This window comes from Rubripirellula reticaptiva, assembly GCF_007860175.1.
GTDB classification, from domain to species: Bacteria; Planctomycetota; Planctomycetia; order Pirellulales; family Pirellulaceae; genus Rubripirellula; species Rubripirellula reticaptiva.
Map to the genome: position 1 here is coordinate 1,592,487 of NZ_SJPX01000001.1, position 14,663 is coordinate 1,607,149.

Consider the following 14,663-nt stretch of genomic DNA (forward strand, 5'->3'; position numbering starts at 1 on the left):
TCTGGCGACCTACGCAGAGCTAACGGCGGTTTGAACGTTCTCGGGGTCGAGCAAGTGGTCACCACTTTGCTGCTCATTCGCCCAAACTTTCATCCCCGTGCATTCCGCGTCGCCTCGCATGGTTGCAAATGCAACATCCGCGGCATCGCGGCCCGTTCCGATACGAACGAATCCGCCAACCGGCGCCAATCGTGTGGCGTCAAACAAAAACCATCGGCCATCAAAGTACGCTTCAAAGAAACCGTGAAAGTCTGGTGGCTGAAGATTAACGGCGTAGCCTGAAACATATCTTGCTGGGATCCCCATCGCTCGACAAAGGCTGATTGAGACGTGAGCATAGTCTCGGCAGACACCGGTTCGCTGCAGCAGGACGTCGCAGGCCGTTGTTGTCGGTCCCGTACTGCCTGGTGTGTAGGTCAACTGGTCGAAGGTCCAATTGCAAATTGCCGTCGCTCTTGAATAGCCCGGCACAAGATGACCAAATTCTTCGCTCGCGAACCGAAACAACTTATCTGATTCGCAGTATCGGCTCGGGTTCAAGTAGGTCAGTACGTCTGCGGGAAGTTTTTCGTAGCTTACTTCGCCTAAGTTTGTTGAATCGACTTCCTCAGCATGAAGCTCAACTGTCGCTTGGTAAGCGATCGTCAGTTCACCTGGCAGGGCATTGAGACGCAACAAGCGGTTACCTGATTGCCCGACGGCACATTCATCGACGGTCTGGAACGGTGATATTTCGATCGACTCGTTGCTAGTCGCTTGATGCTCGTTCTGTGCGACAGATAAGTTCAGCAGGAAGACAGTGGGTTCTTTGACAAGATAGTGCAGTCGGCTACCGACGAGAATTTGGTTCATTTGATTTGTTCGTTTTGTGTGAAGAACTAAGAGGAAATTTGCACATCGCCGCTATCACCAATTAGGTCGTTGATCTGTCGAAATAGCTTTTCAAAATCAACGGGCTTCGGGTGAAGTGCGTCACAGCCGGCGGCGATTGCGCGGGTCTCGTCATCAGGTAAAGCGTAAGCGGTCAATGCGATCACCGGAATGCGTTTCTCGGCATCGGCGGCTCGGATTTGCATGGTTGCTTCTAAACCATCCAGTTCCGGCATGTTAATGTCCATCAGAATTAGCGAAGGCACGGACTGCGCGGTGGCTAAGACGGCCTCGAGTCCGTTGACCGCCGTGACCACTGCGAAGCCGCGCTGCTGCAGTTTTAGCGTCATCATTTCGCGAATGTCTTCGTGATCGTCAACAATAAGTATGGTGGTCATGGTTCGTGCCTTTACAAAACGGTCGGGACGCAGGCTTGCAGACGCTTCGGCGAGATTAGCCGAAGGCTGGAAGTCTACGCTGCGGCAACAGGATCGCGTCGTTTAAGGATGGATTCGATTTTGGACCGTGTTTGCGAGTGAGACGTTGTCATGCTTGTTGCTCCCACTTTGCGAAACTTAACAAATAGTTTGTCAAAGTTCTTAAACTTGCCGAGACATGAAATGATGACCGGTCCCGTATAGCCTTCCCCACGAATAGATCTGCACAGGTACCGAGCTTGAGCAAATCCGCCTCTCGGCAATACGACAATCACGACAGCTGCCGGGTTGCGTCGCAGTATCTCTCGGCCGACTTCTTCCGGCAGGGTGTCGTCGTCAACCGTGTCAAGCTGAAAGTGGTCCGCACCGCTCAGCCGCAACAGGTTCAGAACGAGCGACTCGCTAAAGTGGTGCGATACACAGCCAATGACGGTCGCAGTGTCTTTGCTCTCGCATAGTAGTTCCGATTCTGCGCCGGCTTGCTCGTTGGTTGGATCGGTGTGTTCCTTGAGCTTCGAAATCAAACCACCAACCAACGCGAATAGGCGATTTGTGTCGGCGTCCGTTAAATGTTCTTCGTCATGATCGAGCCGAATTCGCTTGAGTGACGGGATCAAGATTTCGTCGCAAGCAGAGTCCAGGTCGTTTTCGTCAACGTGTTCCAACAGCATCTCCCTGGCACGATGCTCGTCATTGGCAAGCAGGCGTTGATAAAATCGCATCGATGCCTTGATCTCGACCTGTTCGCCAAGCAGCGTCGACAGTACTTTGAACCGAGGCACGTAGCGACCCAGCACGACCAAGCAAACGGTAAGTGGTGTCGAGAGCAACAAACCGACTGGGCCCCATAGCCAACCCCAGAAAACTGCTGCCAAAATTACCGCGACGGCCGAAATTCCTGTGCTTGCGCCATACAACCACGGTTCAAGCACGTTGTTGCTGACAAGTTCCATCGTGATGATGAGGGCGAAAACAGCGACCGCGATGCTGTAGCCGGGAAAGACCGACAAGGCGATTGCTAATGGGAATATTGCTGCAGCGGTTGGTCCAATGTAGGGAACAAAACGCAAACACGTCGCCAGCACTCCCCAAAGAATTGCGTTAGGAAAACTGCCACTTTCGGTCATGGTACCACCGATGACGGTTAGCCCGACGGTAAGTACGAATCCGTACGATGTGTTGACGATTGTTTGGGCGATTAGGTAACGACTGATCCGGCCTGCCGCTTCGTCGAGTGCCTCGGTCGTCGTGACGTAGTTGCCATTGCTCACCACCGCGATAATTCGGTCTCGCAGATCTTCGCGGTGAATCAGCATGAACAACGCAAACACGCTGACCAAACCGGCCGTTGCTAGCGGACTCAGAACTGTACCAGCGGTGGTGGCCCACGATGCGAGCGGAAGATCGTCCTGCACCTGTTGTACGTACAGCGGTGATTTGGCCGAAGTGCCATCGTGTGGGACCTCTTTCCCTTCGCTTCCCATTTTGGGCAGCATCTTATTCCAAAACGTAGGCTCGACGGTTGCCTCTTTCTGCGGCTCCGCGCTCTCCTCGATTGCTTCAGAAACTTCGTCAGCGAGTTCCCCAAGCGAACCGCCCACGCCCGTCGTCATCCCACCAAGGCTTCGCGCCTTGGCAACCAGTTCGCCTTTGTGTTTTGGCAGATCTCCAACCAAGGTAGTTAGCTCACGACCGATCAGCGTGAAGCCGCCCGCAAGCAGTACGAACGCTAATGCCGCAGTGGCAACAACCGCCATCACGTTCGGCACGCCGAGGCGTTGCAGGCGATTGACAATCGGGCTGAGTAAAAACGACAACAACAGCCCTAACGACAGCGGAATGAACACATCGCGCGCGAAATACATTGCCGTGACGGCCAAAATAACGGCCAGCAATTGCGCGACCGCTGCGATGGTCGCCAGATCAGATTTGGGCTGTTTCATTCAACGGTAGGGTTTGCTTGTGACAGGGATCGGGAAGTCGTGCCAGCACACTGTTCACTCTTGCAGTTTTGTGCGATGCAAGCATTGCAGTGATGCAAACGTTGTACCGTCATGCTATTCACCCACGGTGACGGTAACCTCACCTGTCTCAGTTGACCGTTCGACCTCTACGCCGCCGTTGGGCGTGTTGACATCGACGATTTTTTCTTTCCGGTCACAACCGGTCAGTAGCAAGGAAGCCACCAACAGGGTTGCGAGCAATAAAAGTTGCGTGGTGCGCTGAACTGATTTCATGGTTTGCCGGATTGTTGGGCACACAACCCCCAGCCTGCGATCAATTAAGGACAGGCTGATGGTGGGCGATAAGTTGAAAGACGCCATTCCTTAGTTGTTTTTGTACGCGTCGCGCAGATCACGAACCTTGTCGTGGCCGGCTTTTACTTTAACGTACTGCGCGGTTAACACATCGTTCATAGCACTGCCCGCGGTTTCCTTCAGGACCTCCTCATAAGCTTCCTTGATGTGATCCTCACCACGTTCGGCTTCGATCAAGATCACATAGGGATCGCCTCCGTTAATTTTCGCGCGAATGTTGATCCAAATTCGATGCGTTTTCGCCGCAACACTTCCGTCATCCTCGGCCTCTTTGCCGTTGAACTCGACGAATTTCTGCAGTTCCGAGGCCATCGCTGAACGCTCGTCTCCGAGTTGCTTGAATAAAGCGGTCAGCTTTGAATCGTCAATTTCTTCGGCCGACTCATGGAAGCCATTGTATGAATCAATATTGGCTCGAATTAGCTCTTGCAGTTTATTGACGGTAGTTTCGTTGAGATTGGTTTTGGTTTCCAAAGACATGGCTATTTCCTACTTTCTAATTTTCGTTTACTGCACACGCGACGTCGCAGTGCTGCAAAGCTGAAGACGCAAACACCATGCCGTATGCCAGTTCCAGATCTGGAGTTCGCGAAACGCCGGTCTTTCGAGCAAGTGCTGGTCGTTCGTCGACCACCCTGGTCTTGCCGCGATCACTTTCGGGTGGGCTGATCTGCATTCCGTTGGTGACTGAAATACCTTCGCGATTACGGCCTCTTCGCTTAGAATCCCTAGGAGACTCACTCATCGTTCACCGTGAACGCGGCACAGCAAGTCATTGCGGCGACCCTGGTCGTTTGTTTCAACCGAAAAGACATCTATGAGCAAAGAATTTCCTTCGTCGTCGCCACTGATTGTCGGCGTGGGAGCTTCCGCTGGTGGGTTGGAACCATTTACGGATCTCATAAGCTGTTTGGGGGATACGCCTGGCATGGCGGTGGTTTTTGTTCAGCATCTCGACGCAAGGACGACATCGTCGCTTTCCGAATTGCTGTTAGGCAGTACGGCAATGGCTGTTGTCGAAGTTACTGGGCGAACGAGAGTCGAAGCAAACACCGTTTACTTCTGCCCACCAAAGAAGTTGCTGGCCCTTCGCAACGGATCGCTGATCGCAACGGATGATCCCAGCACGCAACTGCAACCAACGTCGATTGATCACTTCTTTCATTCAGTAGCCGAAGATCAGGGCGAACACGGGTTGGGCGTGGTGCTGTCTGGTGCCGGCAGTGATGGAACATTGGGTTTGAAGGCGATCAGCGACTGCGGTGGTATGACGTTCGCGCAAGAAGCCAATTCGGCGAAATATGATTCGATGCCCCGCAATGCGGCAACCACGGGCGTTGCCGATCATGTGCTGCCCCCGGCCGAAATCGCAGCTGAGCTGTTGAAGTATCGAGACTACTTGTCAAAAAACGCTGTGGCTCTAAAGGGTGAATCACTCGTCGAAAACATCGAAAAAGTGATCCCCGATATTGCCGAGCAATTGTTGCAGGCGACCGGACATAATTTTCGACATTATAAAACCAGTACGCTGGGGCGTCGAATTCAACGCCGCATGCAAGTCTTGAAAGTCCTTCACGTCGCTGACTACTTAGCAGTACTTCAGAAAGAGAAGGATGAAACTCAGAACCTGTTTCGTGAGTTGTTGATCGGAGTCACGGCCTACTTTCGTGATCTGGAATCATTTGAGCGATTAGCTAAGGTCGTCATCCCGAAACTGTTTCATAATCGACAATCCGATGATCCGGTACGCATTTGGATACCGGGCTGTGCTACGGGCGAAGAGGCCTACACGATTGCGATTCTATGTCGCGAGCACATGGAATCTCTCGACAGGCCGACGAGTGTTCAGATCTTTGCCAGCGATATTGACGAACGAGCGCTCTCGATTGCTCGTCAAGGTGCGTATCCCGTTGGAATTACCGAGAACGTCAGCGAGGAGCGACTGCAAAAGTTCTTCGTCAAGAAAGGCAAACGCTATCACGTCCGAAAAGACATTCGCGAGACCGTGCTGTTTTCGCCGCACAACTTGATTAGCGATCCGCCATTTTCTCGCCAGGACTTGATTTCGTGCCGTAACTTGTTGATCTATCTCGGTCCGCACTTGCAAAAGAAACTCATTCCGCTGTTTCACTACGCGCTTCGGCCCAATGGATTCCTCTTTCTTGGACCAAGCGAAACCATTTCGTCACACGGCGAACTGTTTCGCAGTGTTGATGGAAAGCACCGCATCAGTCAACGCAAGGGCACCGCGATCGGCCGCAGCGCGCCCTTAGCGATGCGAACCGATAACGGTGGTCTGGTACGTCCACCGGGAAGTTCGCCGCTGGACGATGACAAAACAGACGTCGTTCAAATCATGCAGCGAATCATTCTTGATGAGTTCGCACCGAAGTCAGTAGTGGTCGACGAAAACGGCCAAGTGATTTGTTCATCCGGCGAAACCAACAAGTACTTGTCGACGGGTGAAGGGGCTTACCAAAACAACATTGTCAAAATGGCTCGGCGTGGATTGCGAATTGGTCTGCGCGCCGCGCTGATGGAAGCAAAATCGAAACGCCGACGAGTGACCCATGAAAACGTGTCGGTTCAAACCGAAGATGGGAAGCAACGAGTCATGTTGACGGTTCAGCCCATGATGCGACTGGGCGAAGAAACGGGCCTGTTCATTGTTGTGTTTCATGACGTGGGATTGCCATTGGGCCTAAGTGTCAATGCGCCTGGTGTGGAAGATGAATTGATTGCTCGCGGCACGATCGACCGTCAAGCGGACGTGATGATCGAGCAACTCGAACGTGAGCTGACAACGACGCGGGACGATCTTGACCAGACTTTGCAGGAGATGGAAACGGCAAACGAGGAGTTGAAATCGTCCAACGAAGAACTGCTGTCGATGAACGAGGAACTGCAATCCGCCAACGAAGAGTTGGAAACATCGAAGGAAGAAATTCGTGCCGGCAGCGATGCGATTTCGCGAGCCAATAACGATCTCAAGAATCTCTTGCGCAGCACACGCATTGCGACGATTTTTCTTGATGATGATTTGACCATTCGTAGCTACACACCTGCTGCAACAGAAATTTATGGTCTGATCTCAACCGATGTGGGACGACCGTTGACCCAGATTGTGCCTGACGTCAAAGAAATGCCGCCGCTACCAAAGCCAGAGTCGCTTAGCCGTGACGCGCCGATGGAACACACTATCGCCGCCAATAACGGCAAATCGTACATCCGACGCGTGTTGCCTTACCAGTCGCGGCGGGGCGTTCAGGAAGGAATGGTTGTCACGTTCAGCGACGTCACGGAACTGAAGCGATCCGAAGAAGAACTCTTTGATGCAAAGACTCGTCTTGATCTTTCGCTTAGCGTTGCTGATGTGGCCCCGTGGAACTGGGATATGCAAGAGAACGGACCGATTTCAAGCCCGATGCTCAATCGTGTCTTTGGTTTTCCTGAGGACGCGACGCCGACATTGTCGGAATTCATCGAACGAATGGACGAGCCGGATCGCGATCGGGTGGCGGCGGCAATCGAGCATTCCATCGAAACGGGTGAGACCTATGACATGGAATATCCCATTCGCCGGCCCAACGGCGAGCAACGGTACGTTCGTGCTCGTGGTGATGTTCGGATGTCGGAATCCGGTCAAGCGAAAGACTTCTTCGGTGTTGTGGCAGATGTAACGGATCGAAAACTTCGTGAACTCGAGCTTGTCGAACGAGAAGCCGACTTGCGCCGGGTGATTGACCATCAGCTTGGACTTGTCAGCGTACTCGATTTAGATGGAACGCTGTTGGAAGCCAACGCAACTGCGCTTGATGCCGCAGGAGTTGGTCGTGATGACGTGATAGGAAAGAAGTTCTGGGAGTGTTATTGGTGGAGCTATGACGAAGTTGTCGCCGCGAATTTGAAAGAGGCTTTTCAACGAACGATGGCAGGCGAAGACGTTCGGTACGACGCTGTCATTCGCGTCGCCAACGACGAACGAATCACGGTCGACTTTATGATTCGTCCGGTCCGGGATCGCAACGGCAACATCACTCACGTGATTCCGTCGGCTGTTGACATTAGCGAACGAAAACGAGCCGAGGAAGCCGTTTATCAGCGTGAACAGCGTCTGCAACTTGCGCTAGATTCCGGCGGAATGGGGTTGTGGGAATGGGACATTCCGTCGGATCGCATCACTTGGTCCGATCAAATGTACGCGATGTTTGGGTACATGCCTGATGAATTTCGTCCGAGTAAGGCGGGCTTTCTGGAGGTCGTTCATCCCGACGATCGACCCATGTTACAGAAAATGATCAAATCCGCTTTTGCAGGAAACTGTCAATCACATGAGGTCGAGTTTCGTGTCATCCGCGGCTCCGACAAGTCGACGGTGTGGACGCTCAGTCGCGGTACCATCCATCGTGATTCCGACGGCAACCCGTTGTCCATTGTTAGCGTCGCAGTCGACGTGACGGATCGGAAGATGCGGGAAACAGAATTGGCGGATCGCGAGGCGCATCTTCGCCGAGTCATCAACAACCAACTGGGACTTGTCGGTGTCATCGACCTCAACGGTAACCTGTTGGAGGTTGATGAACGTTCGCTCGCGATTGCACAAACCCGCCGCGATGAAGTCATCGGTAAGCACTTTGCCGATGCGCCATGGTGGAATTATGACTCAGCGGTGTCGCAGCAGATGCGAGACGCAATGCAACGTGCGTTTGAGGGGGAAGTGATGCGATTCGATGTGTCACTGTTTGCTCATGGAAGTCGTGGTGTGATGATCGATTTCATGATGGCACCGGTCTTTGATGCAGACGGGAAAGTCGAATACCTGATCCCCTCAGGCGTCGACATTCGCGAGCGGGTTAGGATCGAGAAAGAACAACGGTCGGTGACCCGCCGCATGCGAATGGCATTACGAGCTGGTGGGATGGCTGCTTGGGAATGGATGCCGACCAAGAGTATCTGGACACCGGAACTGTATGCGTTGCTAGGTATTGATGCAGGTCGAGAGGCGAGTCCGGACCTGTTCTTTTCGTTAGTTCATCCTGACGATCTCGAGTCGATGAAAAAATCATGGCAAAAAGCGGTCGACGGTTCTGATTCTTACGACAGTGAATTCCGAATCATTCGGCCCGATGGCCAAGTTCGCTGGTTGAATGGGCTCGGTGAAGTGGTCCGTGACAAAGCCGGCCATGTGGTTCGCATGTACGGCGTCAATTGGGATTCGACTTTCGACCACTTGCAGTCCGAGGCGCTGAAAGAAAGTGAACGCCGTGCGCACGAAGCAAGTGCCTCGAAAAGCGAATTCCTGGCAAACATGTCTCACGAGATTCGCACGCCAATGACTGCGATTCTTGGATACACGGATTTGGTTGCCGACATGATTGATCATCCCGAGGCCGCATCGCACCTGCATACGATCCGTCGTAACGGTGACTTTCTTCTCGACATCATCAATGACATCTTGGACCTGTCGAAAATTGAAGCTGGCAAGTTAGATGTCAGTGAAGAGCGTTTTTCACCGCAGCGATTGGTCGAAGATGTGCGCAGCATCATGGAGGTCCGTGCGTCGGAAGAGAATTTGAACCTCAGTGTCGAGTACCACGGTGCAATTCCAACAGTCATTCAAAGCGACGCGAAAAGATTAAAACAAATCCTGATCAACTTGGTGGGCAATGCAATCAAGTTTACCAAACAGGGCAGCGTTAAAATCATCGTTCAGTGTAAAACTGCGCAGCGAAAGATGCGATTCTCGATCGTTGATACCGGAATTGGCATCAGTGACGAGCAGCAAGCAAAGTTGTTTTTACCCTTTGCCCAGGGCGATGGGAACGTCAACCGCGAGTTCGGCGGAACGGGGCTTGGGCTGGCAATCAGTAAGCGATTGACTGAGATGCTTGGCGGTGAAATTGAACTCGATAGCAAGCTTGGCGTTGGTAGCACATTCGTGGTTACGGTTGCAACTGGCGATCTGGCTCACGTCGACATGATCGAACCATTAGCGGTCGCCGGTAACGAAACCATTGGTGTAGCGACAGAAGAGATTCGCTTAGACTGCCACGTTCTGATTGTTGACGATCGACGCGATATTCGTTTTCTCAGTAAGCGATTTCTGACGAAAGCTGGCGCGACCGTTCACGAAGCCGAAGACGGTGAGGTTGCAGTTGCAACTGTAACTCAAGCGATCGACTCTGGCGTTGTCTACGACCTGATCTTGCTCGACATGCAAATGCCGAAGCTTGATGGCTACGCCACCGCACAGGCGCTTAGGCGTCTTGGTTTCGCCGGTCCAATCATCGCACTGACCGCCGATGCGATGCAGGGCGACATGAACCGATGCATTGAATCTGGTTGCAACGACTATCTCAGCAAGCCAATTGACAAAGCAATCTTGCTGAGGAAAGTTAAGAGCTACGTGAAGTGAGCGTTGAGAAGCCGCAGCGTACACGCCTCGCCGCTGAATTACGAAAGACCGGCGAAGTCCGGCGGCATTCCTTCGAGCGGCCACCGGCTTCGTGCCCAACACACGCTGTCACGGATCGCAGTTATGCAATGGGGCCGCGACGGCCCATTACCAACCCGATGATGAACAACACAATGAAGACAACGAACAGCACTTTTGCGATCCAGGCTGCGGTGCCAGCGACGACGCCGAAGCCGAGCACACCAGCGATCAAAGCAAAAATTAAGAAAGTCATAGCCCAGCCTAACATGGCATTCTCCAAAAGTTGAGTAGTTTTTATCGCTGCGGTGAACATCACCGCTAAGCGATTGCAACCTAAACAATGCGATTGCTGTGCCAAAGCCTGTGATCGCACTGTGCAGGCGAAGACGTTTATTGCTTAGCGAGGATTCAGGCCTTTCGTTCGCCACGGTTCTTGGGCGATCATCTAAACGTTGGCTTGTTTTGGGTCACCTTGGTTTCGGACCGCTCATGCCGCCGGTGCATCTAGCCAAGCTGATCACGTTTTCGATTGTTTAGCAGGAATGAAACGCATTCATTGCCAAGAACTGGACCTTGAAGTATCAAGTCCGTGGTGAGTTGTTTAGCGAACTCGCGGCCGGTCAATCCGAGATCACCGTAGCCAGCTTCCTTCACAACCGCTTGCGTCGCACCGAACGCAATGAAGCGGATTCCCGCAAGTGCCGCAGTCGAAAGGCACATCGGACATGGTTCGGCGGTTGCAAGTAGCCAGCAGTCTGAGAGCTTCGTTTTACCCAAAGACTGGCATGCCTGTGTGATCGCATTCACCTCTGCGTGCGCCGCCGGATTGTTGGTCGAGAAAACTGTATTGCAAGTCACCGCGACTTCTTCTCCGGTCAATCGGTAGATTGCTGCTCCGAACGGACGTTCGCCGCGTTGCACACCTTGCTTGCCCTTCTGCAAAGCCACCTTCATCCAGTGCGATAAAGTGGAACTGCGGACCGAGGCAAGATTGGTAGAAGTGTGCATGTTGCTCTACAGTTTTTCGTTTTGGTCGAAATTGCGTCGAGGTAGATCAGATCGACTATTGATTGTCGACTTCTTCCAACGCGTCGGCTTTTGCCTCGCCAGCGTCCTCGATTGCGTCCGCCTTTTTCTCGCCGACCACTTCCTTTTTGTCTGCTTTCATTTCGCCAATGTCTTCGATGGAATCAGCTTTTGCTTCAGCAGCGTCCTGAACAGCGTCGGATGCGTCGTCCGTTCGTTCACGTAGATTCTCAGCAGCGTTCTGTGATGCATCGCGAGTTGCTTCGGCAGACGACTGAGAAGCATCGCGGACGTCGTCTGCTTGTTGTTGGGTGGTGTCGCGAATGGCGTCCGCTTCTTGATCGAGTGCTGACTCATCACAGCCAACCATCGCGAACGTACAAAGGGTCAATACACAGGTAGCTAGCATCTTCATCGTCTTATTCCTTGAATGGGAGAAGTTTGCCCGCTTGAAACCACGAGCGTCGCGGTCCAAGTGGATGCAATCGATGTGCCAATATCCATTCCGTTGCTGAGTCCAGCACGGCGTCGGCATAGTTGCGGAGTACTAGAAGCCGGCCTGGGACGGCAGAAAACTGTTGGTGGGAGGCTGTGATGGTGAACATCAGGTCAGGTCAAAGGCGTCGCGAAATCAACGCCGGGTCGGGTGGCACGGCAGTTGCGACACCAGGCTGATCGACAATCGACCTTGCTTGCCCGTAAACTTGACTTGCTCAAATAACCTCATGAATTCCAACGCTGCAGCCGACGCCACTTCCGCCGTCCCTCATGCCACACCAAAATCGAAATGGTCTAAGCCAATGCCGAGTGTCCTGGTTATCGACGACGACCGATCCATCCTTGCCCTTGCCCAAAAAACGCTATCTGCGATTGCCGATGTAGAGACCGCTGCGACAGCCGCGGAAGGACTTGACAAGCTTCGTGGTGGCGATTTTGACACGGTTCTATTGGACATTCAGCTTCCTGACCAAAATGGGCTGGCTGTCTACTGTGAGATCCGTGAGTTTGATCGACGCATCCCAGTTGTTTTTATGACCATCGAAGCAGCCAGCAGCACGGCGATCGAAGCGATGCAGCTTGGCGCGTTCGACTACATCGGAAAACCGCTTTCGGTCGAGCCGCTACGCGACTTGATCGAGAAGGCGATCGAACAGAGGCAAATCAGCAGCGTTCCGGTCGCGATTAGCGCCGACGACCAGTCTGCGGATACGGCGGGTGAGCTGTTCATTGGTCGCGCACCTGCCATGCTGGACGTTTTTAAGGCAATTGGAAAAGTCAGCAAACAGGACGTTCCGATTTTGATCCGTGGCGAAAGCGGCACAGGCAAAGAACTTGTTGCTCGCGCACTTTATCAGTACAGCCATCGCGGTGACGAAACCTTCCTGGCCGTCAACTGTGCTGCGTTGCCGGACAGCTTGTTGGAAAGTGAACTGTTTGGCCATGAGAAGGGATCATTTACAGGAGCCGAGTCTCGACGCATCGGTAAGTTCGAGCAGTGCAACGGAGGGACATTGTTCTTGGATGAAATCGGCGATATGGCCGCGACGGTTCAAGCCAAGGTACTGCGGGTCTTGCAAGAGCAGCGATTCGAGCGAGTCGGTGGCAACAAGGAACTGACGACAGATTGCCGAATCATCGCGGCAACGAATCGGCCGCTCGAACAAATGGTCGAGGACGGTGAATATCGAGAAGACCTTTTGTATCGGCTCAACGGAGTCACAATCGAATTGCCGCCGTTGCGCGAACGGCTCAGCGATGTGCCAGCGCTAATTCAGTTTTTTATGTCGCAAGCCAAAAAGGAATTCAACAAGCCAGACTTAGAAGGATTGTCGCCCGAGGCAGTCGAACTATTCAAAGCATATGACTGGCCCGGTAACGTACGACAACTTCGAGCCGTCATTCGGCGATGTGTTCTCGATACGGTGATGCCCGTCATCACGCCCGATGGTCTGCCAGTCGAAGTAACCAAGGGCAGGTCTAGTGCCGTCCCGGTGGTCCGAGAAAATTCCGCAGGCGCTGGACTACCCGAACTCGTCAAACGTTTGCTCGAAGAAAACTCAACCGACGTCTACGCACAAGCGAACGAGTATATGGAGAAGTACGTGATCACCGAGGTGTTGAAGTCTACCGATGGTAACCAGAGTCAAGCCGCCGAAATCTTGGGCATCACCCGAGGGAAGCTGCGCGATCGTATCTCGACGTACAGCATTTCGCTGACCAGCAACGTGCAAGTCGGTTAACCCAGTCGAAGACCACGGCGTTGAAATTGTGAACGCCGATACGACCTCGCTAGGCGGCAACGAGTTCTTTTGTGCAAGCCTTGGACCCGGTTGACAGTATTTTCTACGACCAGGGACATCAACAGTGTTGGTGTGATCACTGCGTCCGACGCTCTGCGGTCGACCAAGGGCCGGCGGACGACTCGTTCTTGTCCGGCATTCTGTGAGCGAGCGTGCGGACGGGTTGGCGTTTTTATCTTCACTGGCCCAACAAACGACTACGATCCAGCCTGGACCACAGGCTGGGTGTGTCGATCGCTGCAAAGGACGACTAGCAGATTCGAAACCAGCGTTGCCCGTTGGTCGTCGGTGAGTTCGACAATGTTGTCGCGTTTGAGGTGGGCAAGGGCCATATCAACCATGCCGACCGCACCATCAACGATCTTTGTCCGAGCTGCAACGACGGCACCGGCTTGTTGGCGCTGCAACATCGCGGATGCGATTTCGGCAGCGTAGGCAAGGTGGCTGATTCGGGCTTCGATGACCTGGACACCAGCCGTTTCAAGCCGTTCTTGGATGTCGTCACGGAGCATCGTGCAGATCGCGTCGGTGCTGCCGCGAAGCGACTCTTCGTGGTCTTCGCTGTCGTAGGGGTAGCGAGTTGCCAAGTTCCGCAGTGCTGCTTCGCTTTGAACTTCGACGAAGTGAACGTAGTCGTCAACTTCGAACAGAGCTTCGGCTGTGTCGGTGACTCGCCACACGACGACCGCCGAAATTTCAATAGGATTGCCGTCTTTGTCATTCACTTTTGACGGCCGGCTGGCTGATCGTGACTTCGCTTGCACGACGGTTCCTGCAGCGTCTTTTGTTTCAGGCGTCGAGGTCGTTCCCGTTTCAAAATTGCGAATCCGCAGGCTGACACGTTTTTTAGAAAGGAATGGGTTGACCCAGAAGAAACCGGACTCTTTTACAGTGCCGCGGTACTCGCCGAACAGCAGTAGGACGCGAGAATCATTCGGAGCGATCGCCATCAACCCGAATAGGCTGACGAAACCGATTGGGATCATCGCGATGCCCAAGACCGCAATGAATCCGTTTTCCAAAACGACTCCAGAAATCAACAACAACAAGCCTAGCAACATCAGACCGAGAGCAACCACCAGTCCAGGCCAACCCGAACTCGGAACGACCAAACGTTCCGGGTGAACCAAGGCGGCGTTTTTTGTGTTCGACGGAGAAGATTGAGGAGAGGATTGATTGGACATCGCAGGAGACCTTGAGAGAGAGAGTTCTGGAGCAGGCGGTCGGTGTTCGACCGCATAGCAGTTAGCTGGGCTCAATAGGGGTGCGTTCGGGG

Annotated in this window: 11 protein-coding genes; 2 read left to right on the plus strand and 9 right to left on the minus strand. The window is 53.3% G+C overall.

Annotation, left to right across the window (positions count from 1 at the left end):
* Positions 1-9: 9 nt before the first annotated feature.
* The 5 genes from Poly59_RS05650 to Poly59_RS05670 all read right to left on the minus strand — a co-directional run bounded on the left by Poly59_RS05650 (position 10) and on the right by Poly59_RS05670 (position 4,105).
* On the minus strand, positions 10-852 hold the full coding sequence (locus tag Poly59_RS05650; RefSeq protein WP_146533029.1) for a transglutaminase-like domain-containing protein: 843 nt from the start codon (positions 850-852) through the stop codon (positions 10-12).
* Between the two features lie 26 nt (positions 853-878).
* Positions 879-1,268, minus strand: a complete 390-nt coding sequence (locus Poly59_RS05655; RefSeq protein ID WP_146533030.1) for a response regulator — start codon at positions 1,266-1,268, stop codon at positions 879-881.
* A gap of 74 nt (positions 1,269-1,342) precedes the next feature.
* Complete coding sequence (locus Poly59_RS05660; protein WP_146533031.1) at positions 1,343-3,250, minus strand: AI-2E family transporter; 1,908 nt, start codon at positions 3,248-3,250, stop codon at positions 1,343-1,345.
* Positions 3,251-3,364: 114 nt separating this feature from the next.
* Entirely contained in the window at positions 3,365-3,631 is a 267-nt protein-coding gene (locus Poly59_RS05665) for a hypothetical protein (protein WP_246151403.1), read from the minus strand.
* Positions 3,632-3,634: 3 nt separating this feature from the next.
* On the minus strand, positions 3,635-4,105 hold the full coding sequence (locus Poly59_RS05670) for a PA2169 family four-helix-bundle protein (RefSeq protein WP_146533032.1): 471 nt from the start codon (positions 4,103-4,105) through the stop codon (positions 3,635-3,637).
* A 337-nt stretch (positions 4,106-4,442) separates the two neighbouring features.
* On the opposite strand from Poly59_RS05670, the gene Poly59_RS05675 reads away from it, so the two are divergent.
* Positions 4,443-10,040, plus strand: coding sequence for a PAS domain S-box protein (locus Poly59_RS05675; RefSeq protein ID WP_146533033.1), 5,598 nt, complete (start codon positions 4,443-4,445; stop codon positions 10,038-10,040).
* A 121-nt stretch (positions 10,041-10,161) separates the two neighbouring features.
* On the opposite strand, the gene Poly59_RS05680 is transcribed toward Poly59_RS05675, so the two are convergent.
* The 3 genes from Poly59_RS05680 to Poly59_RS05690 form a co-directional block, all read right to left on the minus strand.
* The gene (locus Poly59_RS05680; RefSeq protein WP_146533034.1) at positions 10,162-10,329 is read right to left on the minus strand and encodes a DUF1328 domain-containing protein; all 168 of its coding nucleotides are present in this window, start codon (positions 10,327-10,329) and stop codon (positions 10,162-10,164) included.
* A gap of 236 nt (positions 10,330-10,565) precedes the next feature.
* A complete protein-coding gene (locus tag Poly59_RS05685) occupies positions 10,566-11,069 on the minus strand; it encodes a nucleoside deaminase (protein ID WP_146533035.1) in 504 nt (167 codons plus the stop codon).
* 55 nt (positions 11,070-11,124) lie between these two features.
* Entirely contained in the window at positions 11,125-11,502 is a 378-nt protein-coding gene (locus Poly59_RS05690) for a hypothetical protein (protein WP_146533036.1), read from the minus strand.
* A 385-nt stretch (positions 11,503-11,887) separates the two neighbouring features.
* On the opposite strand from Poly59_RS05690, the gene Poly59_RS05695 reads away from it, so the two are divergent.
* Positions 11,888-13,327, plus strand: a complete 1,440-nt coding sequence (locus Poly59_RS05695) for a sigma-54-dependent transcriptional regulator (RefSeq protein ID WP_146533277.1) — start codon at positions 11,888-11,890, stop codon at positions 13,325-13,327.
* 257 nt (positions 13,328-13,584) lie between these two features.
* Here Poly59_RS05695 and Poly59_RS05700 read toward each other — a convergent pair whose 3' ends face one another.
* On the minus strand, positions 13,585-14,571 hold the full coding sequence (locus Poly59_RS05700) for an SPFH domain-containing protein (protein WP_146533037.1): 987 nt from the start codon (positions 14,569-14,571) through the stop codon (positions 13,585-13,587).
* Positions 14,572-14,663 lie beyond the last annotated feature (92 nt).

What these genes read in the sequence shown, in the direction of transcription:
- Poly59_RS05690 (WP_146533036.1), bottom strand. Translation starts at nt 11,502, where the DNA reads ATGAAGATGCTAGCTACCTGTGTATTGACCCTTTGTACGTTCGCGATG.
- Poly59_RS05670 (WP_146533032.1), bottom strand. Translation starts at nt 4,105, where the DNA reads ATGTCTTTGGAAACCAAAACCAATCTCAACGAAACTACCGTCAATAAA.
- Poly59_RS05685 (WP_146533035.1), bottom strand. Translation starts at nt 11,069, where the DNA reads ATGCACACTTCTACCAATCTTGCCTCGGTCCGCAGTTCCACTTTATCG.
- Poly59_RS05695 (WP_146533277.1), top strand. Translation starts at nt 11,888, where the DNA reads ATGCCGAGTGTCCTGGTTATCGACGACGACCGATCCATCCTTGCCCTT.
- Poly59_RS05700 (WP_146533037.1), bottom strand. Translation starts at nt 14,571, where the DNA reads ATGTCCAATCAATCCTCTCCTCAATCTTCTCCGTCGAACACAAAAAAC.
- Poly59_RS05660 (WP_146533031.1), bottom strand. Translation starts at nt 3,250, where the DNA reads ATGAAACAGCCCAAATCTGATCTGGCGACCATCGCAGCGGTCGCGCAA.
- Poly59_RS05650 (WP_146533029.1), bottom strand. Translation starts at nt 852, where the DNA reads ATGAACCAAATTCTCGTCGGTAGCCGACTGCACTATCTTGTCAAAGAA.
- Poly59_RS05655 (WP_146533030.1), bottom strand. Translation starts at nt 1,268, where the DNA reads ATGACCACCATACTTATTGTTGACGATCACGAAGACATTCGCGAAATG.
- Poly59_RS05680 (WP_146533034.1), bottom strand. Translation starts at nt 10,329, where the DNA reads ATGTTAGGCTGGGCTATGACTTTCTTAATTTTTGCTTTGATCGCTGGT.
- Poly59_RS05675 (WP_146533033.1), top strand. Translation starts at nt 4,443, where the DNA reads ATGAGCAAAGAATTTCCTTCGTCGTCGCCACTGATTGTCGGCGTGGGA.
- Poly59_RS05665 (WP_246151403.1), bottom strand. Translation starts at nt 3,631, where the DNA reads ATGGCGTCTTTCAACTTATCGCCCACCATCAGCCTGTCCTTAATTGAT.